The following is a 25516-nucleotide window of genomic DNA, read 5'->3' as shown; positions in this document are numbered from 1 at the left end:
TCCGCTTTGCCTGACCGGGATTTCGGCGGCGGTAAGTCCCACTTGCTCATCGCAATTGGTGCAGAGGCGGGCTACGCGGGACTTTCGCGTCACACCACCTGAGCTGATCAACGAAGCCATCGAGGCCGCCGACTGAAGTACTTGTCCAAAACGACCGCCGCTGCGGCCAAGCTCGGCTGCTTGCCCCCGATGCACACTGGCTCGATGACGGGATGGTCTGTCGTCTGGCCTTGTATTCGGGTGACACGTCTGGGTGGGCGTGTGCGAATGTTGAAGATATGAATCGGGCATGGGTGGCGTTGGCGGTGACCTTCGTGGTGGTGGCAGGGTTGGGCGGCTGGTTTGCTGTGGCCAGGTGGGACCAGGTAAACAAGGTCGCCACGGTCGCCTCGGCGTTGGGGGCGCTCGCTGCGGTAGGCGTGGCGGTCTGGGCTGCTCTGCGCGCTTCGTCAGGTGGGCAGAGGCGTTCAGGAAGGATCCGCGTAGCTGGCACGGGAAAGGCGAAGGCGACCGGGGCAGGTAGCAGCGCGGTTTCCGGTGTGCACGGCAAGCCTGGTGGCGCAGAACGGATCAGGGTGGGAGGTACTGGCGACGCCAACGCCAGTCGTGGCGGCAGCGCTGTTTCCGGTGTCGAGCTCAACTGACTCGACTGCTGGGAGTGACGTGTCGAGGGCAGCGACGCGGAAATAACATGGCACAAGCAGATTCCGATCTGAGCAGCGGGCCAAAGTCAAACGGCTAGCAGGGAAGTAGCGGGGTGGACGGGGCCGAGGTATCCAGGACAGGGAATGCGACCGCGACTGCGCCGGGTGCAGTCGCAATCAGCGGTGCGGGCACGATACAGCTGACCGCGACGCCTCCGGCGCGCTCGTACTACCCCGAACAGGTCAGGCAGATCGCACCGGTCCACCTTCTCGATCGGGACGCCCAGCTGGCGGAACTGACTGCGTTTTGCATCGATTCTGATGAGAACGCGCCGGTGTATGGGTGGTGGCGCGCGCCGAAATGGTCGGGCAAGACTGCGCTTATGGCAACCTTCGCCCTCAGACCGCTACCGGGGGTGCGGGTGGTGTCATTCTTTGTCACTGCCCGTTGGTACGCACACGACACTCGCGAAGCTTTCGTTGACATAATAAGCGACCAGTTGGCCGAGATCCTGGGTGAACCCAGCCCGGCCACCACCTCGCCCCCGCACACACGTGACAGCTACTTGCTGGGACTACTCACTCGCGCCGCGCAGACCTGTCAGCTGCGGGGCGAACGGCTGGTATTGCTGGTAGACGGATTGGACGAGGACCGCAGCACCCCCCACGATCGGCCAGGACTCGGTACAAGTATCGCCGCTGCATTGCCTGCACGGCCACCAGCAGGGATGCGGATCCTGGTTTCTGGTCGACCGAACCCGCAACTCCCCCTGGATGTTCCCGCCGGCCACCCACTCCGCGAATCAACCACCCTACGGTCCTTGGTCGCGTCGCCGCACGCCAAGGTGGCCGAAGACCGGATGTTGTTGGAGTTAGACCGTCTTCTTCATGGCCGCCCCGACGAGCAGAATCTCCTCGGACTTCTGACCGCCGCCCGCGGCGGCCTCACCGCTACCGACCTTGCCGAGCTGACCGACCAATCCCCCACTCACGTGCGCCGCGCGCTACGTGGGGTGGCCGCCCGGACCTTCGATACTCGCCGAGGGCATTGGCGACAGGACAGCCAGGTCTATCTGCTCGGACACGAGGACCTCCATGCCACTGCCGCCGCAGAACTGGGCGACCATCAGCTCGGGGCCTGTCGGCAACGCCTACATGACTGGGCCGAACGCTACCGGGATCTCGGCTGGCCGCCCCAGACGCCGGAGTACCTGCTGCGTGCTTACCATCGGCTGCTCGCTGACACCGACGACCTTCCCCGCATGATCGCTGTGGCCACCGATCATGCTCGCCACGAACGCATGCTCGGCGTGTCCGGAGGCGATACCACAGCGCTGTCGGAAATCATGACCACACAGGATCATCTCCTTCGCCGCCAACCGGCCGACCTGCTGGCAATGCTGCGGCTCGCCATTCATCGTGACCATCTACTCACCCGCAACAGCGGTATCCCGGAAAGTCTGCCTGCCCACTGGGTCCGGCGCGGTCATCTCGACAGGGCCATCATGCTCGCCAACTCGATCACCGACCCGGTGGACCGGTGTGCTGCGATGTGCCGAGTTGCCGAGACGGTGGCAGCCAGGGACAGTCCAGCGCACGCACGCCCCCTGATCGATCAAACCGAAACGGCTGCTCGCAACATTATCGACCCGTCCACCCAGGCCCGAGCTCTACTCCGCATCGGGAAAACTTTCGCGTCGATAGGGGACTTGGAGAGAGCGGAAGCCATTGCCTCGGACCTCGGTTTGGACGAATTCCGTGCACAAGCACTAGCGCACCTAGCCGTAGTCATGACGCGAACTGGTTACAGCGAGCGGGCTCGCAGGTTAATGGACAATGCAGAGACCATCGCTGTCCGCGCGATCACTCTTTCCGAAGACCCAGACACGTTGACTCTGCTCTGTGACTCGTTGATGCAGGTCTTCTACGCATTTGTTCAAGTCGGTGATCTGAAGCGGGCAACGACCATCATTCGCGCCATGGTTCGCGCCACATTCGATGCGCGGGATTTCTGGGAAGAGGACCAGCTAGCGGCGGCAGCTGCCGAAGCGGGCTGTTGGAAATGGGCTGACAAGTTTGCTCAGGTGACGTCGTATCCCGCAAAACGTGTCAATCTGCTCGTCCACTTGGCCATGGCTGAGGCTCGCACCGGCGTTGACGAACATGCCGGCCAACTGCTCGACCACGCCGAGGGTATCGCTCGTGCCATCACAGACTTCGCGACACGGACAGCTGCGATCGCGGATGTCGCAGCCGGGGTCGCACGAACCGGCGACGTACTACAGTCACGTTCGCTGATTGCAGACGTCGAGAACATGAGCCAGGCGATAACCGATTCGCATCAGCAGATGATGGTATTACAAAAGACCGCCGCCGCGGTCACGGAGACAGGGGATCTGGCGCGAGCAGAGGCAGTCGCCCGCAGCATCGCTTCCCGCAACCACCGGGCGTGGGCATTGACGCCGGTAGCGATAGCATTTGCACGAACTGGAGACGTGGAACGCGCCGAAGCAACCATTCGCGACTTTGTCGACGTGGGTGTAGAACCTCACCCACTTACGGTCGTTGCAAAGGCCATCGCAGAGGCAGGCGACCTGACGCGCGCGGAAGCTCTCGCTCGCCGCATCCATGCCCCGTATCAGCGAGAGCGCGCCCTCTTTAAGGTAGCCGTAGCACTTGCACAGGTCGGCGATCTGGAAAGAGCCGAACCCATCGCACGAAACGACCTCCGCCAGGGATTTCAGGTACGGGCATTATCGGAGCTTTTTGTACGGTTTGCTCGAGTTGCCGACCTGGAGCGCGCCGAAGCCATCTCGCGCAGTATGACCACCCCGCGCGATCAAGCGCAGCTGCTGGGCCGAGTAGCCGGGGGGTACGCGCGGGCCGGCGACACGGAACGAGCAGCCAGGTTATTCGATCTAGCCGAAACCTCCGCACAAACTATCGCCGATACAGCGCAGCGGGTGGAGGCGTTCGTCCAGCTTGCGAAGGTGGCCGCCAAGACGGGTGATCACGCGCGGGCCCGTCTACTGATCGAGCACGCCACAGCCATCGAACCCAAGATCAGAACCATTGGAGGTGAGCCGATCGGGATGAGTGCCGTGGAAGTGCTTGTTCAGACGGGGGACCTGGATTCGGCCGAGGCCGTTGCACGAAACACTACGCACCGTGGGCTAGCGGCCCTGCCGCGGTTAGTCAACGCCTTCATACAGGCGGGTCATGTTGTACGCGCGAATTCATTGATCGACCACGCCGAGAGCCTGGCGCGCAACCAGCGCCAGCCGGACGAGCGGGCATCGGCGCTCAGCATGGTGGCTTGGGCACTCGTCCAGGTCGACGACGTCGAACGAGCGCGCTCTGTGATCAACGATGTCGAGGCCGTCGCCTACGACACTCCGGAGGCTGAGGGTCGACAATCAGCCAACGCTCAACTCGCCGACAATCTCGTGCATATTGGCGACGTGGACTTGGCCAGGACGATGGCAAACCCTGGAGCCCACTGGTTTTTCGATGCGATGATCGGCGTCGCATCGATCGCAGCCGCGAAGCACGAACAACAGGAGGCTGCCACGGCCATCGCCCCCAGGATCACTGACCCGCAGCAACGAGCCTCCGCAATGCATGTACTCGCACGCTCAAAGTCTCCGGCTGGTGACGAGGCAAATCGTGGCGGTATCGATCCTCGGTGGTCGTGGATCGCCGAGCGCTTACGGGCAACCGCGTGGGACGACAACCTGGCAACACTAATCAAGCTGGTCCCAGACGCAGCCGCAGTCGCACTCAACGAAATCGACGACCTCGGTTGGCGCCGTTCTTGAGATGAATTGGCCAGGAATAGCGTACGAATGGGATACCGCCCTGTACCGGTCGTGCTCTACATCCGGCCCTGGGACTACCTGCGTGGCATCGCCGTCGAACCCGGCCTCCATCAAGTTATCTCGACATCCAGGGGCACAGCGGTGCTGTGTGATCCTGCGCGATGACCACCGGATCGTCACCGACCCCGGCAACGACAACCTCGCGCCCGCGGTCGGAGTCGACCTGCGTCCGTCCTCCACGATCGCGTCCGTACCCGCGGCGTGGCGCACCCAACGCCGCGATTAGGGCTAGCTTTGAAACCGCGACCGCGATCCCCGCAGTGTTGGTGATCGTGGTCGTCGTGTCCGTGCTGTCCTCCCGTCGCGGCCCATTGCGAAGCCGCTGGCTGCGAACGCCACTGACTCGACCACGCCCGCGACACTGGATCCACCGACCGCGCCGCGAGAATTCGCGGCCCGCCCACCGGTAGTGTGGCCGGTGACTGATGGTCAGGCAGTTGCGGGCAGGCTGGGCACGACCTGTTCCACCAGATTTCGTACGAGCACACAAACATCGGTGCTGCCAGGATTCACCGTTGGCGTCGCATTGCCGCCGGGATTCGCTCGCGCCTTCGGGTCATAGACTTCGATTGCGAGACTGCCGCCCTTCATATCGACATTCGCCACACACGCCACGTTGAAGAGGTAGAGGCTCGGACGTCTCGAGACCGCCCGCCGTCCAGCGATGGTGAACTCCTGCGCATCTGGAAGTTTGCTGTCGAGGCTGTGGTACCACAGGGCGATGTCGACAGTTTCTACCGTCGTGGTGATCTTCACCCAATAGCTGTCCGTTCGAAACCACCGACAGCCCCGGTACTTCATCCACCGATCCTTGACCCCATCTACAGCCAAGAGTGCCTTGCCTTCGACGGGTTCCTTGCTGTGCAACTGCCCTGCGTCCAGCACACGCTGCGGCACGTCTTGACACGGGTTGTAGCCCTGCGGCACCTCGGCTGCAAATGACACCACGGGCATACTTGGCTTGGTGTCGCTCGCAGAGGAACCGCATCCCACCATGGCAAGTAGCCCGACCAGGAAACCTGTCATCACTAGCGCGCCCACGCTCGATCGCACGGCCACCCCACTTTTCTACGCAATACCGCAGTCGTCCGGGCGAATAGAGTCAATCCGAATCCACTTGCTGTCGGAGGCAACTGGCCACCGGTGACGACAATATCCACAACGACCGCATACACGCCATCACCGACTACCCGGGCCATCCCGACCGCCGTCCCGCCGATCTCGGCTACCACGCTGTACAGCGACGCGGCCAACGCGGATTCACACGCGGCGGCTGCCGGAAGCGTTCCAGCCGACCGAGGCCCGCAGCGCCCGGTACTCGACCACCGTCGGCACGCGTCCAACAATCCGCACCGGCTCCCCCACCTCGGCGCGTGGAAGGTTGGGATCCTCGCCCAGCATCGCCACTGCTGTTGCTTCTGGATAATTATCCTTGCGATGCAGCCATTTTCGGTCGATCACCGCCTGGAGGTCGGTGCCGCGGTGGTGCGCCAACAGCAGGGCATGGCAGATCTCGTCATCGACCGCATCCTCGAGCTCGGCAGGTGATTTACCGCGCGGGCGACCTTGCCCGGACGCGGCCAGAAACCCGCATATCCTGCGCTGGCCCCAGCGGCCAACGCCCCGCTCAGCGGCGTTCGACGCCGGACGGGGCGCTCATCGGATTGATGTGGTTCGATTCCAGCCCGTCGCGTCCAATGACATGGCGATGCCCCTACGATCACGGGCGTGACTGACAAGCTTCGGGTCGTGCTCACCGGCGGCGGAACCGGTGGTCATGTGTTTCCTGCCCTGGCAGTAGCACGCCAGCTGCGTGAGCTGGCGGGTCCTGTCGAGTTGTTGTGGATCGGTCAGGCTGGGTCGCTCGAGCAGCGAACCGCCGAAGCTGAATGTATTGCGTTTGCTTCGGTGCAGGTGGGCAAGCTTCGCCGTGAACGCAATCCGCTGGCCATGCTCAACCGCGCCAACCTCACCGATCTCGGTCGTGTCCCGGTGGGTGCGGTGCAGGCCGTACGGGCGGTGGCTGGGTTCAAACCCGATGTGGTGCTGGCCACCGGCGGGTTCGTAACGCTGCCGGTGGGCCTGGCCGCACGGCTACTGCGCGTCCCGCTGGTCGTGCACGAACAGACGGTCGGCCTTGGGCTGGCGAACCGAGTATTGGCCAAGGGCGCGACTAGGATCGCGTTGACCGCCGAAGCCAGCACCGCGCTCCTGAGCCCGCGTCTACGCGCTCGCGCGATCGTCACCGGAAACCCCGTGCGCGCATCGATCCTCGGCGGGGACCCCGCACGGGCGCGAACACAGCTCGGGACCGGGTTCGATCCGTGCTTGCCGACGGTCTATGTCACCGGCGGCGCCCAAGGCTCGCAGGAGATCAACAGCGTGGTCGCCGAGTTGCTGCGGTGGATGTTGGCCAGCGCCAACGTGATTCATCAGGCCGGGCCCTCCAACGTAGAGGCACTGGAGGTGGCCGCTGCTGGCCTGCCCGCCGAGCTGACCGCCCGCTATCACCTGTGCGGGTTCGTCTCGGGTGATCTGGTGGCCGATGTACTGGCGTTGGCCGATGTGGTGATCAGCCGCAGCGGCGCGGGAACCCTCGCCGAGCTGACCGCGGTCGGCCGGGCTGCGGTGCTGTTGCCGTTGGCGTCCTCGGCCGGGGGCGAGCAGGCCAAGGCGGCCAGGCTGCTGTCGGAGGCGGGTGCAGCGGTCGCGGTGAGCGAGGGGATCACGGCGGAGTCCGTGCGCGCTGCGGTAGAGCCGCTGCTGGCTGATCCCGCTCGGCGGGAGACGATTGCGGCGCGGGCGCGCAAGCTTGGTCGCCCGGACGCCGCGGTGGCGCTGACCGATGTGGTGGTCCAGGCCGCAGGAGCGGCTCCTGCGGCGAGGCGCTGATTTCGGTCAGGACAAGATCGCAGTCAGGGTCGAGGTGACGGTGGTGACGTCGTGTTCGGTCATCGCGGGATGAAACGGCAGCGACAGCAGCTCACTGGCGGTGGCTTCGGTCGCCGGTAGTGGCCGGTGCCGGGTCCAGCGCCGAAACGCCGGTTGAGTGTGGTTGGGCGGGTAGTGCACACCGACACCGATCCCGGCTTCCTTCATCCGGGCGAACACTACGTCCCGGTCCGGCACCCGGACCACGGCGTTGAACGGGATCGTGTAGTCGATATCGACGTCGATCAGCTCGACGTTGTCGATGTCGGCGAGCGCGCGGGCGTAGGCGCGCCACAGGGACACCCGGCGCGCGGCGACGATGTGGTGATGGCGCAGCTGAACTCGCCCGACCGCGGCGTGCACAGCGGACAGATGGTACGGCAGCCCGGCTCCGTCGACCTGGTAGTCGGTGCTGCTGATCCGTTCGGCCTGTTGGGCACGGATACCGAGTAACCGCAGGGTGCGCAGCCGTTCGGCTTCGCGTCGGTCACGCGGGACGATGGCGCCGCCTTCGATGCTGGTGATGGTCTTGATGGGGCCGAAGCTGAAACAGGTCAGTGCCCCGGTCGTTCCGACGAGCCTGCCGTCGCGGTGGCGTGACCCGAAAGCGTGTGCGGCGTCTTCGACGACCGCGATTCGGTGTTCTGCCAGTTCTGGGGCGATGGCACTCAAATCGACGGCGCGGCCTCCGTAGTGCACTGGCAGCACGGCCCTGGTGTCGTCGGTGATCGCCGCGGCGACGGTGTCGGCGGTGACACATTGGGTGTGCGGGTCGACGTCGGCGAACCTGGGGACCGCGCCGACGGCGCGGATGGCGTGTACGGTGGCGCAGAACGTTTGGGCGGGCACCACCACATCATCACCACGTCCGATCCCGACCGCGATCAACGCAAGATGGAGGGCGGCGGTGCAGCGGGACACGGCCACCACGTCGGGCACGCCGAGGAAGGCGGCCAGTTCGGCCTCGAACTTCTCGGTTTCGGCGTGGTGGCCGTACTGACCAGCTATCAACGCCGCGGTCATCGCCTCGATCTCCGGGCCGTGCAGGAACGGGGCGGCGTTGCGGGCGTAGGCGGGCCCGGTGTCATTGTGCGACAGCATGATTGGCTCCATTGGTCACGGCGAGGGTGTCGATATACTTGGTGAGGGTCACACCCGGGCGGTAGGTGAGCCGGGAATGGTCGACCGCTCCAGTGAGCAGACCGGCGAGCAGCTGTCCGATCAGGTCGGCGCCCGCGGCTTCGGCGGCCAGGAACGCCCCGGCCGGGCGGGCATTGACCTCGGTGATCAGCACCCGGTCGGGCGTGTGATCGGTGCGAAAGCCTTGGACGCAGACCAGGCCGGTCGCCTCGACCGCGGTCAGAGTCGCGCGGACCGCAGACTCGGTGTGGCGGTCGGTGATGGTGCGGGTGACGAACGCGAGCCCGCCCTTGGTCAGCAACCGTTCGCGCAGAATCACCGAGGTTCCGCCGTCGCGCCCGATCAGGCAGTCCGGCGGTAGACGGTTCGAGTCGCCTCTGTTTCGCAAGACATCCCTGCGGGGTGACCTTCGCGCACAGTGTCGCCGACTACAACGGGCACTACGGCGTGCGAGAGCTGTGCGATATCTGCCCGGTCGCCCAAATCCAGCGATGCGCCGACGATTGGCTCCACCCAGACGCCGCGTCGACCGCGACGTGGGTACAGCGCCTCGGCGGCCACATGCTGGAGATCACCGAACGCGCCGTGATCGTGGAGAGTCTCCCCGAAGGCCGACGCAACTTCCTCCAGCACAATCTCGGGTACCAGGTCAACGACATCACGCGCCCGCACCACATCGGTCAAGACGCGCGGACATCGGATGGGCTCACTCCCAGGAGGCGGCACGATGATCGTTCCAAATGCACTGCACGGCAAGAACCTCGCCGTCGTCGACGTCGAAGGCAACGGACAAACCCCGCCCGAAATCATCGAAATCTCGATCCTCGCGGTCTCGCGCGAGGCCGTGGTCGTCGACGAGATGCGGTCATGGCTGATCCGCCCCACACGGCCGATCACCCCCATCGTGACCCGCAAGGTCCACGGCATCACCAACGCCGACGTGGCCGAGTGCCCCAGCTGGTCGGAGATCTCCGAGGAGATCGAGACCGCGCTGACGGATCGGGTCCTCGTGGCGCACAACGCCAATCTCGAACGGCGGGTGATCGCTGAGCACCTGCCGAGCTGGACACCGCCGCTAGTGCTCGACACGCTGCGGCTGGCCAAAGCGGTGTGGCCGGGCCTCCGGGGCTACTCGCTGGAAAAGCTGGTTACCCATGCGGAACTGGACACCAGCGCGGTCGCCAACCAGGGCCATCACCGCGCCGGGTGGGACACCTGGGCAGCCTGGCAGTTGCTGGCGCGGCTGATCGAGGAAGGCGAATTCGCCTGGGATGACCTTGTCGCAGCCGCGGCGCCTGCTGAGTTCGTGCCGCCGCGAGAGCCGCAAGGCCGGTTGTGGTGAGCACTGATTTCCCCCGCCCCGTCACCATCGCGGTGACGGGGACACATTCGACCGACAAGAGCACCTTCCTCCAGCGACTCGCTGACCGCCTGCACCGTGACCGCATCGAGGTGGCAGTCGTCGCCGACCTCGGCGCAGAAGCCATGGAGCGAGGGTTGCTGATCCTCGCAAACCACACCTGGGTATCGACCCTGTGGACCATCTCGCGCAGGATGCCGCTCGAGGTGCAGGCGTGGATGCAGGCCGACGTGATCCTCATCGACCGACCGGTTTCGGATGCGCTCGGCTACTATGAAGCGGCATTGGAATATCGAGGCCAGCAGCCGAATCCGGCTAGCATCTACCATCTCAAGGAGCTAGGCGGTGTCTCGAAGTAGGTGTCGGGTCGTAGCCATTCGTTGATGGCGGCGATCTGAATGACGGCCAGGTAGCGGGTGGCGAGCTTTTCGTATCGGGTGGCGACTGCGCGGTGTTGGCAGTTAAGGATCACAGGTCGGGCCACCTGATCAGAGTCCGGTGGGCATCCGTCTGAATGGTCTCGAGTTCGGTGCCCTTGAGCGATCCGATCACCCACAGCGAATCATCGAGCTGGTACTGATCCAGGCGAGGATCGTCTCCCTCACGATCTGGACGTTGTGGACGCACACCAGTGAGCTGCCGAGTCGGGCGGGCGGGGCACACCGCCATATCGACGACGGCAAGAGCTGCCGAGTCGCGCGGCTCTGACGGTGCGCGAACAGTTCCATCCGGAGCCGATCAACCGGCAGCGGCCGATTCTGCGGCGGATACTGCTGGCCGCCTAACTCGGACGCCCCTCGCCAGGTGGATGTGGACTGGCGACGATCATCTGCCAGGTGAGCGGGGTGGAGGGAATCTCAGAACTACGGGGCCGCCCCTCATGCAACGTTTCTGAGGCTCCGCCCCGTCGGCTGCGATAGTTGAAAGACCGATAGGTCGAACTCATGATTGCGGATTCCGGCCAGGAATGCGCTGTACTCGGCGTGATCGAAGCAGAGCTCGACAGCGTGCTCAGGTGCCGGTACTGCTGCAGTGAACACGTGAGTATTCGGCTCGCGCACTGCGATTCTCAGGCATTGGCCAGTCGCGTCCCCGGCGCGCACAGCGGCCTGGTAGGCGTCGAATTCGTCGTGGTCGAAGGTAAGGCACTGTGTTGTCGGAACGAGTGTGTCCGCGGTGGCCGACGGATCGGCGAGTTTATCGTCCCAGATCCAGGTCGACGTACTATCGCGGTAGACCCTGACACATGCCTGCTGCGGGGAACTGGCGGCGGCTTTGCGGAATTGCTTCATAGTGAGCGTCAGCATGGTGTCTCTCCTTACTTCGCGCCCGATGCGGAGCATCAGTCAAGGGCCGCGTGTAGCCCATTACAGCAGGTAGCCGAGGGCGGCAAAATTGCAGGGCCGGGAGGGATCTTCCTTGTCGGTTGGCTGGTCGGGCCGCCAGTCGATGGCGTATGCCACCCCGGGTTCGACCAGCGACCAGCCTGCGAAGAACTCTTCGAACTGCTCTCGCGTTCGCAGGGTCACCGGGTCCAATGCGTCGACGAAAAGCGCTGCGGCGGCGGATACTTGGCGTTTGATGTCCGGACCTGCGTCTTCGAGTGAGACATGCGTGATTGCGATATGGCTGCCAGGGGCCAACGCGTCTCGAAGGTGGGCGACCAATTCGGTGGGGTGGTCTGCGTCGGGGATCCAGGGCAGGACCGATACTAGTAGCACACCTACCGGCTGCGAGAAGTCGATAAGCCGCAGTGTGTCGGCGTGTTCGAGAATTCGGGCAGGATCGCGCAGGTCACCTGCCACCATCGCAGTGGTGTCGAGCGCGTCTTGCTGGATCAACAAGTCGCGTGCTCGGATGATGGCCTCTTCGTCGCTGTCGACGTAGACAACACGCACGCCGCGGGGGGCGACTTCGTGAGTATTCCCGCCGGTTGGAAGTCCTGAACCGATGTCGAGGAATTGGCGGATCCCCGCATCGGCCATGTGTCGGACGGCGCGGGTGAGGAATGCGCGGTTGTGACGCGCCCAGGTGGGATAGAAGGGGATTTCGGCGTAGAGACGTTCGATGAATGGCCGGTCGGATTCGAAGATGACTTCGCCTGTGACCATGTAGTGGTAAATGCGCGCAGAGCTCGGCTTCCTGGTGTCGAGTCCACGTGGTTGGAAGTGATCGTCGGTCATGGGGCCCCCTTGGCGTATAGCGGTTTTGGGCTATTGGCGGATCGTGGGTCGGCTCCGCAGGCTGCGGGCGATGTGTTCCATGAACTGGCGCGAGTCGGCGGCGCTGAGTGCGGTGGCGCAGAGGCGAGCGAAGATATTCTCGCGGATGGCGATGGCTGCTTTGTCGTCGATGTAGCGGAGATCGCCTTGAGCCTCGACCACCGCCATCTCGAGGTCGCCTGCCGCGCCGGGCGAGGGTACGCGGATCAGGATGTAGCGGTCTTCCATCCCTGCACCGGGTGCTTGGTGGGTGAACGGCATGACTTGCAGGATGATGTTGGGCCGCTTGGATATTTCGATCAGATGACTGATTTGGTTGAGCATGACGGCGTCGCCGCCGTAGTTTCGGCGCAGACACGATTCCGAGAGCACAGCATGGAACTGTGGCGGGTTGGGCTTGAACAGGTTCTGCTGCCTGGCACGACGTGCTTCGACGTAGTCCTCGACAGTGACTGCGTCGGGGTCACTGGTGTCGAGTTGCAAAGGTTCGTGCAACGCGCGGATGTAGCTGGGGTGCTGGAGCAGGCCGGGGACGATTTCGGCGCCCGTTTCACGCAGCCGGTCAGCTTGGTCTTCTAGGTCGACGAGCAGACGTAGCTCGTCGATGTAGGCGCGTCGGTGCCCGGTGGTCCAGAAGCCGCGCTTGTGGTTGTCGCGATGCAGCTCGAGCAGCGTGTCGATGTAGGCCGGATCGGTCACATTGAGGCCGTTCGCCAACTGCCGAAGAGCATCCGGCGAGAGGTTGCCGGTCCCAGCGATCGCCGAGGCGATCCTCGATTGGCTGACTCCGATCAGCTTGCCCGCTTCGGCCTGGGTCTTGCGGGCGCGGCGGATCATGGCGTCGATCTCGCGCCCGAGCAGCACTTTACGTGCGGTCCTCGCCATAGCTGTCCACCGTATCGGTTCGAAGTCCAACCATTCCGGTATCCCAAACCTGATTATCAGGTTAGATTATCAACTTAAGTTATCACACCGACGGTTGCACCGACGGGCATAGTCCAGCCGAGGGAGGGAGCCAGGCCGATGAACCACCGACGAAGCATGCGCTCGAACCGTCGCTCCGCGCTCACAGCAGCCCAGGCCGCGAGCCGCAGCTGCCGCGCTCGGCACACCAATTCACTGCCGCTCGTCGCCGCGAACCACGACGCGGCATCAGGCCGCACCGACAAGCTCTGAAACAGGTAGCGAACCAGGAATGGGGCAGCGATGACCGCCAAAGCAGCTGAACTTGCCCACGTGACCTCGCGCACGGCTGGTGCGGCGAGCCGAGTCGGCAGCGTGGCAGTCGACTGGGGTATGCGCCTGCGCCGGTATCGCGACAGCCACCTGAACGTCGGCCGTCGGCAGTTCGCGGAACTGCTCAATGAGGCTGGCCGTAAACGCGGAGTCAACGTTGCCTGCGACGAGCGGCACATCGCTCGCTGGGAGCACGGCGAGGTACGCAGACCTACCGAGGTCTACCTCCAACTGTTGTCCGATGTCGGCGCGCCCACACCGGACGCATCAACACCGACCCAGGGCATGTTCGATGCCCTGCCGGATGCCCGGTCGATGTCATATGCGCCAAATGCGTCTGCCGCTACCGTTGATGGCGTGGGAGGTCTGACTCTTCTCGAAGCACTCGCCACGGCAGTAGTCGGATCACCTGAGGTACTGGTGCCTTGGTTGCCGCAGCTCGACGGCCCCGTACCGGTGCCATTTCCGGGCAACGTCGGCGACACCGACCTGGAATTCGTCCGCAGTATGACGACGGGACTTCGCCAACTTGACCAACGACACGGCGGGTTCGCAGTCGTCGATCCCGCAGTGGGTCTGCTCAAGTCCGCGACCGGACTGCTCGCGGGTTGTCACGACGAAGCAACCGAGCGGGCTATGAAGGTTGCGGTCGCCGACCTCGCACGATTGGTCGGCTGGGCGAGCCACGACGTCGGCGATCAAGATCGCGCTCGGCGATACACAGCGTTGGCGCTGGTGTTCGCGCGGAAGGCCAACGCGCCGAGTCTGGTTGCGTCCACTTTGTATGTGCTCGGGCGCATCAGCCTGTTCGAGCGGGAACCCGACGTCGCGCTGCGACTGTTCCAACTCGGCCAGATGCCAGCTCAGGATGCGTCCAACTGCGGCGAGTCGGCGAGGCTGTACGCCAATGAAGCGTGGGCGCACGCGATGATGGGCAATGAGCAGAAGATGAACACCGCACTCGCCCGTGCCGAAGACGAAATCGGCCGCGTTGGAGGCGAAGTCGATCCTTGGACGCAGGTGTTCTTCACTCCTGGGGAGTTCACCGGCATGCGATCGGTGGTCTACAACGAGATCGCATTGGCAGCTCATTCGAGTCCGAAAGCTGAGCGGTACACCATCGCGGCTATCGAGGGTGCGCAAGAGTCGCTGCGCGCGGGAAGCAGCAGCCGCCCCGCGCGTAGCCGCATGTTCGACGAGACCACCATCGCCACAGGCGCATTCCGCCTACATGACACCGATACCGCAGTGGCTTCGGCAGCTCGTGCGCTGCAGATGGCGGCGCAAGTACGAAGTGCGCGGGCTGTCGACCGCCTCGGCCGGATGGTGGATGCTGCAGCGCCATCGCTACGGCAGCCGGATGTCAAAGGCGTCTGCCATCAGGTACTGCAACTGGCGCACGACATACCCGCAATCAGCGATCCGACGCGCCTGCGATTAGCAGCGCTCGACCTAGGATGATGGGGTGGCGACCGATCTTTCGCCCCGTCTCGCGGCCGAACTGCAGTCAGTCGTCGCTCGCGCCTGCGAGCGAATGAGCCTGGACCCGACTGGCTCCGAACTCATCAAATACACCGTCAACGCGGTCTATCGCCTGCGCTCGGCGCCTGTGATCGTCCGAATCGGTTCGGGCCGTGTGGGTGCGGTCCGCGGGAGTCGGACCGTGACGGTCGCGCGGTGGCTGGCCGCTCACGGCGGACCGGTCACAACGCTGCTCGACGGGACCGAGCCGATCGAGATCGACGGGCACTTCACTGTCACCTTCTGGCACGAGCTGACCAGCAACTTGCCGTGGACGGCAGCCGATTTGGCCAGCCCTCTTCGAGAACTCCATCGAATCGCTCCGGATACTTCGCTTCCAGCGTGGGATCCGTTCACCAACGCAGCCCACCGGCTCGACGAGGCCGATGCGGTCGTGCCGCACAGCGACCTCGATTGGTTGCGTGATCAGTGGTCCGAAGCCGAAACCCGATACAAAGCGTGTGAATCCTCACTTCCGATGGGACTGATTCACGGCGACCCCCATACCGGCAACCTGTTGCGAGACGCCGCCGGGAAGGTTGTGCTCTGCGACCTCGATGAAGCCGGCATCGGACCTCTCGCCTGGGACCTTGTTCCCCAAGCAGTCGGAGCCGTCCGGTTCAACCGCGCGGGCTTCTACAGCGACTTCGTCCGCGCCTACGGCACCGACGTCCGCACCCAACCCTGCTGGCCCGTGCTGGCCCGCATTCGCGAACTCATCATGGTCACCAGCGTGCTGCCCGATCTTGGTCACCGCCCCGGTGTCGCAGCCCAGCATGCCCACAGGCTTGCGTCTCTGCGGTCGGGCGACACCACAGCCACCTGGGCTCTCTACTCCTAGCTGTTGCTAGAGGAAGCTCATAGCCTGATCACGGCCCGAACAATCGCTGGTTCTCCGCAGCTGGATTCCATCAGCGCGTGCGTGCCAGGACCTGGCAGACGTAGATGTCCGGTGGACTGTCCGGTTGCGTAACCGCTGCCGGACACATCAGCGCACAGACTATCTGCCCTAGCCAATGCCATTGTGACGCGGCGTATCTCGGCGATTGACTCGATACATGACCGCAGGTGAAGCTGCCGCCGGGCCCGATCACGGAGGGGCCTGGAAATACTGCCCGCCCAACGGGATACCGCAATCGCCGCTTGCTCCCCCTGAGCAGCGCGACCGCAGCGATGTGCCCGCACCCGCGGCCATCGGTTCGGCCACCTCGGAACCAACCCTGGCTCCCGCAGGTGCTCGGGCAGTACTGACCGAGCCGACCACGGTGCCTTCGGAGTTGTGGGTGCAGGCCGCCGCCCTTTTGTCGGCCGAGCTCGACGAGGACTGAAGGGATCGCCAACATGTGGTTCGGATACGCCCGCTGGGAGTTGCTGTCTGGCCAAGAGCACGCGGCCATGTACCGAGCAGCGATGAACGAATTCGCCGCGCACTACGGCTTCGACGGGCCAGGACAGGTGATCCTGGAACCCTCCGCGCCCGAGCAGCTGCTGCAACACATGCTTCAGGAGATCGATCACCGTGATCCCGCGGTGGCGGTGATGTGGCGGCTACATCAGGTTGCCCAGTCCTGGGGCGTGGATTTGGACCGGGTCTTCGACGCCAAATCACCTCGCACACAATGGCTGTGGCAGGTCATGGACGCGATCGAGGGCTCCGCTGGCGGTCACCTGATCGTGCCGTCGCGGGCGCATTTGAGCGACCTGGGTCCGTCCGGGCGTGCGGTCATCGCGCGGCTCACGCGGATGCCGCAAGCTCACCTGTATTTCCTCGAACCTGCTGACGTGGACCTTTTCGGACCGGTCGCCGAGGCCGAGGCGCACAAGGTGGCTGGCCTTCGGCACGATGGCGAACACGTCCTGGTGGAGTCGCGGGTGGGTGCGATCCCGACCGTGACGCGCCTGGAAGTCGTCGAAGAGCTGACGCGCCGTGGATGGCCGGAGCTGATGGAACCCGTCGACAGGCTGTATCTGGCTCTGGTCGAGGACGCGACCGCCGCGGCCGAAGCAGCTGGTGTTCTCGCGTTCGGGGTTGGCGGTGGAGACGGTGTCATTCGTCTGCTGCAGCGCGAGGACGGGCTGCTGGTGGTCGAGCTCGAAGAGTCCCGCCACCGTGTCGACGAGCCCAGCGCGAAGTTGTGGGCGCGATGCGCGCACGCGCACCGCTACATCGCGCACGGCCGGACGTTCACCCGATGCACGCTGTCTTCGCAGTGCGCGCCGCCGCGGGTCGCGCGGTCGGCCGACAGTGGTGTTCGGTGATGAGCGGCGCCGTGCAGGGGGCATGGATGGGGCCGCGGCTGGCCGGTCGCGGCAGGAACGGCCCTGCGAATGCGACTGCGTTGTTGTCGCCGGAGCAGCTGCAGGCCGCGATCGCCGGGCATCTCGACAGCCCCAGCGGCGGCTCGCCGCTGATCGGTTGGGCCCGCGAGCTCGGCGACCTGCACGCGACGTTGCTGACCAGCTGTCTGGATCCGCGGCGGCGGCCCACCGATTTCGACGAGGCCGTGCTGCGCCGACGGATCCGCGGAGTGGTCGGTGAGATCGATTCGTGGGCGGTGTTCGTGCTGCCCCGCGCTACTGCGGGCGCTCGGAAGCACACGCACAGCCTCGGGGAGGTCGTCAGCCACCTCGCCGAAGCGTATGTCGATGCGTGGTGGACGGTGCTGCACACCGGCGACGAACAGCTGCGCCATGAAGCGTGGTTTCACCTCGGCCAGCTCCACGAGGGCTACGCCTGCCTGCTCGATGACCTGTTTAACCGCCGCGTCGAGCTGCCGCTGGGCTGGCGCGGCATCACCCCAACCCCCTGACTACCGGTAGAGGAGTATCGCGCACAGTGGATTCTGATGCCCTGCACCTGAGTGGGCTTCCCCAGGCCAAAGACTGGATCCTCCAGTTCGCCACCCACCAGCCGCTCCAACGCAGCCTCGGCGACGCCATCAAAGCCCTGTGGTGGTGGGCGCTGAACGTGGTTGTCGCCCGGCCACGACCGCAGCCGCGCGCGCATTTGCCGGTTTGGTTCTTCATGCTCGCCGCGCACCTGGTCGATGACCACGCGCGCCGCGCCGCCACCGACGACCCGAACCAACAGGCACCCATCGACCGGCGCATCGCGCTGGCGGTTCGTCGCATCGACATCGAATCCGCCGCGATCGTTCCCGCGCCTGCCACGGAGGTCGGGTTGGGTGGCCTGGTCTCGCAGATGGCGCGATGCTGGATCGCCTATGCCGCCTGCCCCGGCGACCAGACCGCCTTGACCGCGACGCTCGCGGCGCAGCGCGCCTATAGCGACCGCGTCGAGCAGCTGGCCCAGCTGCTGTCGGGAGGGACCTGGTGACTCCACCGGATTGGTTTGACCAGCTTCCGAGCGTGCGCACGCTGTGGCGTGCGCTGCGCACGCCGGTGTTCGACCCCAGCCACTACACCCACCCGCAGGTGGTGGCCGCCGCGGTCGGGCTGCTCGATGCCCACTACCGCCACAACGCGGCCCTGGGCCAGCTGACACGAATGTCACAGGCCAGCACAGAGTTTGGGGAAGGCGAGTGGCGGGTGGTCACCGACTTCTTCGCCGACGCCAGCCGCGACATCCGCGCCCTGATCGCCTGCGTCGATATTGTCGTGCACCACCGGGTGCTCGCCCTCGGAATCGACTGCTCGCAGGCAGCAGTACACCCGTGCGGGATCGGGACCGTGCTCTCGCGCCACATCCGCCGTTGGGCTTCGGCGACCGCGGACAACGGTGAGATGGTGCCTTCCTCGACCGCACTGGGGATCTTGGTTGACCAAGCCCGCGTCTACAACCGGCTCGTCGAGCGGGTGATCACAGGTCAGGTGCGCCTGCCCGTGCCCGCTCACCAGGCTCGGACACTGCCATGAGAGGCCTGTTGTCGCGAAAGCCGCCGCCACCTCCGTCACCGCCGATCGCCCTCGGCTACATCAACACCCGGATCCTGTCGACGGCGAACATCGCGCTGATCGGTGCCCGGATGCGTCACCGCGCCGAAGGGTGGGGATATGGCTGGGGCGGAACCTATCTCGATCACCGCCCCAGCAGCGACACCGTCGACGCACTGATCCGCCGCGCCGCCCGCGACCCCGACATCTGGGCGATCGTCATCCCCGACAATGCCCACCTGCCCGCCGGGCGAGCTCTGCTGTGCACCGGCCGCACCCTGGTGCGCGTCGTAGACGTCGGCAGCGCCGACGGCACCGACCTGTGCCCACCCACTGCAATTCCTGCCCATCCATGACACACCCACATCGTGTCGCATGCCCGTCCCCGACTCTTCGAGGAGCTTTCTGTGACCGTTGCCCTTTCGACCTGCTCGCCGATGGTCACTGACACCGCGTCGACGGTGGGTGATGGTGCGCAACTTGATCGGAATCGGTGTGGATCGAACACGATGCCCGCCTCTACTGCGACCCGCACGGACCCTCCGCGGAGGTTTCGGCCAGCGTCGACTATCCCCGCTTCCACGCCTGGTTCGCCGCGAGCGGCTCCCGAACGCGGCACGACTACACACCCTGCACGGTGCCCCCCAGCGCGTCGAAGCGTCGAACCTTCTCCTTTGACAACGGGACCGGTGATGTTCGAAAACTGCCACAGCACTGCCGATGTCGCTGACCTCTACCGCCGCCTCGGGTTCACTATCACCTGCATGGGCGGCCGCGTCGCGCTCATCGCCGCCCCCGCACTCGGTGGGATCGCTATGCCCAGCCATCTCGTCCGAGGCGTGCGCAGATGGCTGGAAGTCGACGGCGCACCGACCACGCTCCTGGTCGTCGGTCGATCTGAGTCCGGACCAGCACCCCAGGTGTTCCTCGTCGGCCCAGCTTTGCGCCGTCGATTCACCACACAAGCACTGGCCTTGCTCGATGACGCGGGCGTGCGGGTCCTCGATAGCGGCCAACGGGTTTGGTTGCCGATGACCGATTCCGGGCTCGGCTGGCAATGGGTCGGCGGTATCCAACCGTTCCTCGGCATCCGATTGCCGTCGGCGACCAGTGTGCTCACCGCCGCGTACGACCAACTCCTGGCAACGCGGCGCGGCACTCTTCTCTGACACCGCGTCGCCTGCCGCCATCGTCAATTCTCCAGTAGCTCAACCGATTTGCCCGAGGAGGTCCTTAGTTGGAGCAAGGAACTGTGAAGTGGTTCGACAACGTCAAAGGGTTCGGATACATCATCCCCGACATCGGTGGGCGTGATCTGTTCGTGCACTACTCCCACATCGACGGCCAAGGATGGCGCACCCTCACCGAGGGCCAACGCGTCCAATACACGCCCGGCGAACACCGCCAGGGCCCCGTGGCACAAAACGTCCAGAAGATCGGATCCGCCGTGACCACCAACCGCAGCACCAACTCTGCCGCCTCGGATCGCGGCGAGTACCAGCGGCTACTCGTCGCCACCGCCAGCCTGGTGCTCACCCGTGGATACGCCGGGACGTCGGTCGGGCGGATCTGCGTGCGAGCAAACACCACCCCAGCTAGGTTCGGTCGTCACCTCGGTCGCAAATACGACGCCGCCCACGAGGTCGCTGCCCATCTCACCCGCCACGCCGTGTGCCGTATCGACCAATTCACACCCCGCGACGGCGAACACCTGCTCGCGACGCTGACCATCTGGACGCGGCTGCTGATCACCCGGCCGGACTGGGTCTGGCTCGAACTCGACCTCACCGAGGTCGACACGCTCAGCCGCAGTGAAGTCTTCGCCCGCGTCGAGCGCCTGCGCCAAGCCGTCACCAAGCTGCTCGCCCGCAGCCCCGGGCCGGTCGCCTCCGAACGCAGCGGCAGCGAACTGGAACAGCTGGTGTCGCTGCTGTTCACCATCGCGTTGGGCATGGCCATCCAGCACTCCCACGGCACCACGTTCACTTCCGCGACGCTGCGCGCGCACCTCGCGCTGGCCCTCAGCACCAACCACCCCTAGCGAACGTCGCCCTCCACACCGAGACAACGTCCACCGCTCGACCAACAACCATGACCGCCCCACCATGAGCTTCACCGATCACGCCGACGACCACACCCCGACCATGTCGTGCCCCGGCACGCCCACACGCCATCAGGCCGCGGCCCCCGGGCACCCGCGTCGTTTCCGACCAGGTAGCGCCTGTCTCCCACCAACTCACCGTGGCTGCTAGCACCCCGTGGCAACCGCCGGATGCGTCGAGAAGCGGACCGCCCCAGCGAGGTCCACCCGCATCGACGACCGCACCGTCCACGCCTGGCCAGCCGAACTCCTACCCGTCACCGCCTAGCTAACCAGATCCAAAGCCCCTGAACGCAACCCGAACCCCCGAACAGAATGGCCATCACCATGTCGTTGCGCTTCGCCGTGACCGTCCTTGCCTACTCGGCATTCGCCGTCCTGATCTTCGAGCTGATCAGCACGATCACGCGCCGCCGCGCGCTGGCGGACACCGCCAACGTCCTCACCGGCTACGGCACCGACCACCGCCACTGAGCCAGCCACCGCCACCGGAACAACGCCGACCAACTCTCTCTCCCCACAGCCCGAATCCCCTTCAATTTCAAGGAAAAGCCATGGAAACGGAAACCGGCACAGTCAAATGGTTCGATGAGGCCAAGGGCTTCGGATTCATCGCCAGCGACACCGGCGGCGGTGACATCTTCGTCCACCACTCCGAAATCCAGACCGAGGGCTGGCGTTCCCTCCAGCCAGAACAACGCGTCCAGTTCGTCCGAGGCGAAGGCCCGAAAGGACCCGCCGCACAGCAGGTTGTGCCGCTGTGAACCTCGATCAGCACCCCACCGACTGCGCGCTGGGCGCCGCGGACACCAACGCTCACCGGCCCGTCACCGCGACCCGCGACCGTCTGCTGCGGGCAGCAACTGAGTTGCTGTTGACCCGCGGCTACGCCGACACCAACATCGACAGGATCTGCCGAGCTGCCGGGACCAGCTACAGCACCTTCACCAACCACTTCGGCCGCAAACGCCACATCGCTCACGAAGTCGCCGACACCCTCGCCACCCGCGCGACCCACCGCATCCTGCAGACCATTCCCCGCGACACCGACCACCTCATCACCACCCTGGCGATCTGGGCGAGCATCCTGGCGACCAGACCCGGATGGGTGTCGCTGGAACTCGCCCTCGCCACCCTCGACGACACCAGCCGCACCGAGGTCAGCGACCGAGTCGCAGTCATCGGCAACGCGGTCACCGAACTGCTCACCGCCACTATCTCTTTCGAATCTTCCGGGCCGAAGATCGATGTCGACTTGGTGGTGTCGTTCCTGTTCACCGTCGTCGTCGGCATGACCGTGCAACACAACAACGGCATCGACACAACGATCTCCGGCATCAGACCCCAGATCGAGCTCATTCTCCGCGCCGCCCAACTCCCCTGACACCACAACGACCTGCGATGCGACAGCTTCCGCGCACCGGTAGCTCGTCTTGCCAGCCTCCCGATCGGCGTGACGACGCCACCGCGACCACCCACCAGGAACACCATCATGGACACCACCACCGAACCCGACCTCACCGCCCACCAACGCGAGCATCCACACGGCACCGACGATGTGCTGAGCGAGACGGAGGCCCTCACGATCCCGACCAGCGCTGATCTCGAGCTGCTGCACGCCACACTGTCCGGCCTGCGCGCCGAACTCGACCGTGCGGCCACCCGGCCTTGCTCGAGTAGCGGACGAGCAGGCACGTAATGCCCTACAGCGATACCGACCCGCTACTGGTCCGCACCGACATCCCGCATTCGGCACGGATCTGGAACTACTGGATGGGCGGCAAGGACCACTACCCCATGGACCAGCTCACCGGTGAGGAATGCCACGAGATCTACCCCGACATCACCACCCTCGCCGTCCAATCACGCCAATTCCTCACCCGCGCCGTCGACTACCTCACCCGCACCGCCGGCATCCGGCAATTCCTCGACATCGGCGCCGGACTGTCCGCCTCGCACAACACCCACGAAATCGCCCAACACATCACCCCCGACGCGCGGATCGCCTACGTCGACAACGACCCCCTCGTCCTCACCCACGCCCGAGCGCTGATGAATAGCATCACCCCCGAAGGAGTTGTCAGCATCGTCGACGTCGACTACCACGACACCGAACAGATGCTCGCCGACGCAGCCAACATCCTCGACTTCAGCAAGCCGATCGCGGCGCTGTTCATGGGAGTCCTCGGCTACGCACGCAGCTACGCCGACGCCACGAAGATCGTGCACACCACCACTGCTGCTCTGCCGGCGGGCAGCTATCTGGGCCTCTGGGACGGCACCGACGATCACCCCGACCACACCCGAATGTGGGACCTCTACAACAACACCGGCGCGGTCAACTACACACCCCGCACCCGCGAGCAGATCTGTGGCCTCTTCAACGATTTGGAACTCGAAGAACCGGGCGTCGTGGCGATCAACCAGTGGCGGCCCCTGGTCGCCGACCTCGGCCGCGCACCCCAACCGCTGCCCGCCTACGGCGCCATCGCCCGCATCTTCCCAAACCCGTAGAGATGAAAAAGAGACGCGCACATGCCGGACCGGCGACCACCCGCCAAGCGCATCACGACCCTGCTCGCCCGTCTGGGCCGTTGGCTGATGGCCGACGCCCCCCGCTACCACGGCCCGAACGGCCAGCTCGTCGATGACGACGAGGTACACCGCCACACCCTGCCGCCTTGGCTGTGGCCCGACTCGCCCCGATAGCGACAACGCCAGCGCCACCGGGTCGAAACACCTACCGGAACCCATGAGCGACGGCCACGCTGCACTCAGTCCTCCCTCCCATCGCCAATTCCCGTGGCATACGCCACGAAAGGAGACATCAACCGTGCCGGACGTTGTCGTCGGAGCTTCCCCGGAGCAGCCATCTGATCCTGCCCGTTCGTGCCTCTTCTGTCGTCACGCCGATCCAGACCTGAACACCGTCCTGGCCCGCAGCCGCTGCTGGTATGCCCGCTGGGACAATGTCCCCGCCCAACCCGGCCACCTCGAGCTCGTCCCCTTCCGCCACATTCCGTCGTTCTTCGACCTCACCAGCCCGGAAATGCACGACCTGCGCGCCGTCGCGCGATCCGCGCGCCAACTCCTGCACGACCGATTCCGACCCGACGGCTACACCATCGGAATCAACGACGGCGAAGCCGCCGGACGCAGCATCGCCCACCTCCACATCCACATCATCCCCCGCTGGCACGGCGACCTCCCCAACCCCCGCGGCGGCATCCGCCGCCTGTTCCCCCACTGCGACGACGCGCTCGACCAAGCCGCCGCAGCAACAACCACGGCTCGGCACGAGGTGTCGGACGCTTCGATGGACCGGCGCGGGTGAGCTCGTCGAAGCGGAGCGCGCAACCTCCCCAGTGCAAGGTACCGGTCATGACCGGACGCGGGCGGTACTGTGCGGCAATGGATTCCGACGTCCGCCGAGCATCGACTCTTCGCGACAGTGTGCGGACAGTCGCCGGACGCCTGCTCGTCATGATGGGTCGGCGGTTACTGAGCGATCCGGTTCCCGGACGGGATGTCGGCACCGCGCAGATCAGTTCTGCGCTGCACGATCGTGGCGAGGTGGCGGTGTTCATCGACGCCGACAACGCGTCCCCATCGCGGATCGGCGCCGTGCTCGCAGCCGTCGACCGCTACGGCACCGCCCATCTCAAACGCGCCTACGGAGACTGGAGCCAACCACACCTGAGCGGATGGCGCGCGCCGCTGCTGGCCTACTCGATCCGGCCCATACACAATCCGAGCTGGACGACCGGCAAGAACGCCACCGACCTCGCCATGGCCGTGGACGCGATCGATCTGCTCCACACCGGTGACTACGCCGCCTTCGTCCTGGTGACCAGCGACGCCGACTTCACCGGCCTGGTGATGCGTCTCCGCGAATCCGGCTGCCGTGTGTACGGGTTCGGCGAGGCCAAAACACCGAAACCCTTCGTCACCGCATGCGATGGGTTCACCGATGTCAACACACTCACACCATTCACCAGCAACCCCACGCCAGCTGTCTCCGAACCGCTGACTGCGACCACACCAGACCCAGCTTCCCTCGACCCCACCGTGATCGCCACGCTACGCGCCGCGGTCGACCATGCCGCTGACGGCGACGGGTGGGCGCACCTTGGCGAGGTAGGAAACGTTCTCAAAATTCAGCACGGCATCGCTCCCAAGGCGTACGGCCGCAGGAAGTTCGGCAACTTCGTCAAAGCCAGCGGCCTATTCGATGCCCAAACCCGCAGCCCTGGCAACAGCAAATCCAAGGTCACCTACATCCGCAACAAAACCCGCACGTAGCGTCCGACCACTGGCGCAACGCCGCACCGGCTCGACGGATCAGATCAATCGAACACGGTGGGCAGTTCGGGTTCGACCCAATGCTGATGCATCAGCGGCCCAGACGAAGTACCTGGCCTGTTCAGCTTCAGCCCAGCCAAGCAGATGTGTCGGTGGTTGCGGTCATCGTTGAAGCGCAACGCTTTTCCTGGTGCCGCCGGATGTGCGGTGTCCGAGTCTGGGGGCTGGTTCATACCGAAGTCCAAGAGCCGCAAGCCGACCAAGAAGCAGTCGCACCGCGTGCCCCG

General features: G+C 65.1%; 29 protein-coding genes and 1 pseudogene. 22 read left to right on the top strand and 8 right to left on the bottom strand.

What is annotated here, in order from left to right; all coding sequences use genetic code 11:
* Positions 1–1465 precede the first annotated feature (1465 nt).
* Entirely contained in the window at positions 1466–4462 is a 2997-nt protein-coding gene (locus AC3EO7_RS35285; protein ID WP_435593565.1) for a hypothetical protein, read from the top strand.
* Between the two features lie 148 nt (positions 4463–4610).
* Positions 4611–4748 (top strand): hypothetical protein, encoded by a 138-nt coding sequence (locus AC3EO7_RS35280; RefSeq protein WP_435593564.1) that lies wholly within the window; start codon positions 4611–4613, stop codon positions 4746–4748.
* 203 nt (positions 4749–4951) lie between these two features.
* Here AC3EO7_RS35280 and AC3EO7_RS35275 read toward each other — a convergent pair whose 3' ends face one another.
* Together AC3EO7_RS35275 and AC3EO7_RS35270 are read right to left on the bottom strand one after the other, a co-directional pair.
* Positions 4952–5581 (bottom strand): DUF3558 family protein, encoded by a 630-nt coding sequence (locus AC3EO7_RS35275; RefSeq protein WP_435593563.1) that lies wholly within the window; start codon positions 5579–5581, stop codon positions 4952–4954.
* A gap of 201 nt (positions 5582–5782) precedes the next feature.
* Entirely contained in the window at positions 5783–5929 is a 147-nt protein-coding gene (locus AC3EO7_RS35270; protein WP_435593562.1) for a hypothetical protein, read from the bottom strand.
* Between the two features lie 321 nt (positions 5930–6250).
* On the opposite strand from AC3EO7_RS35270, the gene AC3EO7_RS35265 reads away from it, so the two are divergent.
* On the top strand, positions 6251–7414 hold the full coding sequence (locus AC3EO7_RS35265; RefSeq protein ID WP_435593561.1) for a UDP-N-acetylglucosamine--N-acetylmuramyl-(pentapeptide) pyrophosphoryl-undecaprenol N-acetylglucosamine transferase: 1164 nt from the start codon (positions 6251–6253) through the stop codon (positions 7412–7414).
* Between the two features lie 6 nt (positions 7415–7420).
* Here AC3EO7_RS35265 and AC3EO7_RS35260 read toward each other — a convergent pair whose 3' ends face one another.
* The 3 genes from AC3EO7_RS35260 to AC3EO7_RS35250 are packed head-to-tail and all read right to left on the bottom strand — an operon-like array spanning position 7421 to position 9277.
* Positions 7421–8554 carry a DegT/DnrJ/EryC1/StrS family aminotransferase gene (locus AC3EO7_RS35260; RefSeq protein ID WP_435593560.1) on the bottom strand — a complete coding sequence of 378 codons (1134 nt, stop codon included), beginning with the start codon at positions 8552–8554 and terminating at the stop codon, positions 7421–7423.
* Complete coding sequence (locus AC3EO7_RS35255) at positions 8538–8912, bottom strand: hypothetical protein (RefSeq protein WP_435593559.1); 375 nt, start codon at positions 8910–8912, stop codon at positions 8538–8540. The genes AC3EO7_RS35260 and AC3EO7_RS35255 overlap by 17 nt, the downstream gene beginning before the upstream one ends.
* Before the next feature lie 23 nt (positions 8913–8935).
* On the bottom strand, positions 8936–9277 hold the full coding sequence (locus AC3EO7_RS35250) for a hypothetical protein (RefSeq protein WP_435593558.1): 342 nt from the start codon (positions 9275–9277) through the stop codon (positions 8936–8938).
* A 43-nt stretch (positions 9278–9320) separates the two neighbouring features.
* Here AC3EO7_RS35250 and AC3EO7_RS35245 point away from each other — a divergent pair, with 43 nt between their 5' ends.
* Positions 9321–9935, top strand: coding sequence for a 3'-5' exonuclease (locus AC3EO7_RS35245; RefSeq protein ID WP_435593557.1), 615 nt, complete (start codon positions 9321–9323; stop codon positions 9933–9935).
* On the top strand, positions 9932–10312 hold the full coding sequence (locus AC3EO7_RS35240; protein WP_435593556.1) for a DEAD/DEAH box helicase family protein: 381 nt from the start codon (positions 9932–9934) through the stop codon (positions 10310–10312). Before AC3EO7_RS35245 ends, AC3EO7_RS35240 begins: the two co-directional genes overlap by 4 nt.
* A gap of 519 nt (positions 10313–10831) precedes the next feature.
* Here the strand turns inward: AC3EO7_RS35240 and AC3EO7_RS35235 are convergent.
* The 3 genes from AC3EO7_RS35235 to AC3EO7_RS35225 are packed head-to-tail and all read right to left on the bottom strand — an operon-like array spanning position 10832 to position 13060.
* Positions 10832–11260 (bottom strand): hypothetical protein, encoded by a 429-nt coding sequence (locus AC3EO7_RS35235; protein WP_435593555.1) that lies wholly within the window; start codon positions 11258–11260, stop codon positions 10832–10834.
* Between the two features lie 60 nt (positions 11261–11320).
* Positions 11321–12136, bottom strand: a complete 816-nt coding sequence (locus AC3EO7_RS35230) for an SAM-dependent methyltransferase (protein ID WP_435593554.1) — start codon at positions 12134–12136, stop codon at positions 11321–11323.
* A gap of 30 nt (positions 12137–12166) precedes the next feature.
* A complete protein-coding gene (locus AC3EO7_RS35225; protein ID WP_435593553.1) occupies positions 12167–13060 on the bottom strand; it encodes a helix-turn-helix domain-containing protein in 894 nt (297 codons plus the stop codon).
* A 321-nt stretch (positions 13061–13381) separates the two neighbouring features.
* On the opposite strand from AC3EO7_RS35225, the gene AC3EO7_RS35220 reads away from it, so the two are divergent.
* From AC3EO7_RS35220 to AC3EO7_RS35140, 17 genes and pseudogenes are all read left to right on the top strand, one after another.
* The gene (locus AC3EO7_RS35220; RefSeq protein WP_435593552.1) at positions 13382–14872 is read left to right on the top strand and encodes an NsdA family TPR-like regulatory protein; all 1491 of its coding nucleotides are present in this window, start codon (positions 13382–13384) and stop codon (positions 14870–14872) included.
* Between the two features lie 4 nt (positions 14873–14876).
* Positions 14877–15773, top strand: a complete 897-nt coding sequence (locus tag AC3EO7_RS35215; protein ID WP_488186317.1) for an aminoglycoside phosphotransferase family protein — start codon at positions 14877–14879, stop codon at positions 15771–15773.
* Between the two features lie 217 nt (positions 15774–15990).
* Positions 15991–16260 (top strand): hypothetical protein, encoded by a 270-nt coding sequence (locus AC3EO7_RS35210; protein ID WP_435593551.1) that lies wholly within the window; start codon positions 15991–15993, stop codon positions 16258–16260.
* Positions 16261–16273: 13 nt separating this feature from the next.
* A complete protein-coding gene (locus AC3EO7_RS35205; RefSeq protein WP_435593550.1) occupies positions 16274–17191 on the top strand; it encodes a hypothetical protein in 918 nt (305 codons plus the stop codon).
* Positions 17191–17742: a hypothetical protein gene (locus tag AC3EO7_RS35200; RefSeq protein ID WP_435593549.1), complete on the top strand. Its 552-nt coding sequence runs from the start codon at positions 17191–17193 to the stop codon at positions 17740–17742. The genes AC3EO7_RS35205 and AC3EO7_RS35200 overlap by 1 nt, the downstream gene beginning before the upstream one ends.
* Positions 17743–17768: 26 nt before the next feature.
* Positions 17769–18269 (top strand): hypothetical protein, encoded by a 501-nt coding sequence (locus AC3EO7_RS35195; RefSeq protein ID WP_435593548.1) that lies wholly within the window; start codon positions 17769–17771, stop codon positions 18267–18269.
* A 32-nt stretch (positions 18270–18301) separates the two neighbouring features.
* On the top strand, positions 18302–18808 hold the full coding sequence (locus tag AC3EO7_RS35190; RefSeq protein WP_435593547.1) for a hypothetical protein: 507 nt from the start codon (positions 18302–18304) through the stop codon (positions 18806–18808).
* Positions 18805–19182 (top strand): hypothetical protein, encoded by a 378-nt coding sequence (locus AC3EO7_RS35185; protein WP_435593546.1) that lies wholly within the window; start codon positions 18805–18807, stop codon positions 19180–19182. The genes AC3EO7_RS35190 and AC3EO7_RS35185 overlap by 4 nt, the downstream gene beginning before the upstream one ends.
* A 408-nt stretch (positions 19183–19590) precedes the next feature.
* Positions 19591–19995: a hypothetical protein gene (locus AC3EO7_RS35180; RefSeq protein WP_435593545.1), complete on the top strand. Its 405-nt coding sequence runs from the start codon at positions 19591–19593 to the stop codon at positions 19993–19995.
* A 68-nt stretch (positions 19996–20063) separates the two neighbouring features.
* Positions 20064–20264, top strand: a pseudogene (locus tag AC3EO7_RS35175) (cold-shock protein); the annotation flags it as partial.
* A 990-nt stretch (positions 20265–21254) separates the two neighbouring features.
* Positions 21255–21401: a hypothetical protein gene (locus tag AC3EO7_RS35170; protein ID WP_435593544.1), complete on the top strand. Its 147-nt coding sequence runs from the start codon at positions 21255–21257 to the stop codon at positions 21399–21401.
* Between the two features lie 80 nt (positions 21402–21481).
* Entirely contained in the window at positions 21482–21691 is a 210-nt protein-coding gene (locus tag AC3EO7_RS35165) for a cold-shock protein (RefSeq protein ID WP_435593543.1), read from the top strand.
* Complete coding sequence (locus tag AC3EO7_RS35160) at positions 21688–22311, top strand: TetR/AcrR family transcriptional regulator (RefSeq protein ID WP_435593542.1); 624 nt, start codon at positions 21688–21690, stop codon at positions 22309–22311. The genes AC3EO7_RS35165 and AC3EO7_RS35160 overlap by 4 nt, the downstream gene beginning before the upstream one ends.
* 108 nt (positions 22312–22419) lie before the next feature.
* Positions 22420–22626, top strand: coding sequence for a hypothetical protein (locus tag AC3EO7_RS35155; RefSeq protein ID WP_435593541.1), 207 nt, complete (start codon positions 22420–22422; stop codon positions 22624–22626).
* Complete coding sequence (locus AC3EO7_RS35150) at positions 22626–23441, top strand: SAM-dependent methyltransferase (protein ID WP_435593540.1); 816 nt, start codon at positions 22626–22628, stop codon at positions 23439–23441. Before AC3EO7_RS35155 ends, AC3EO7_RS35150 begins: the two co-directional genes overlap by 1 nt.
* 319 nt (positions 23442–23760) lie before the next feature.
* A complete protein-coding gene (locus AC3EO7_RS35145) occupies positions 23761–24261 on the top strand; it encodes an HIT domain-containing protein (RefSeq protein ID WP_435593539.1) in 501 nt (166 codons plus the stop codon).
* A gap of 239 nt (positions 24262–24500) precedes the next feature.
* Positions 24501–25229 carry an NYN domain-containing protein gene (locus AC3EO7_RS35140; RefSeq protein ID WP_435593538.1) on the top strand — a complete coding sequence of 243 codons (729 nt, stop codon included), beginning with the start codon at positions 24501–24503 and terminating at the stop codon, positions 25227–25229.
* Positions 25230–25516 lie beyond the last annotated feature (287 nt).

Source organism: Nocardia sp. bgisy118, from assembly GCF_057708605.1.
Note: the sequence above shows the minus strand (reverse complement) of the source record. Positions and strands in the feature narration are given on the sequence as shown.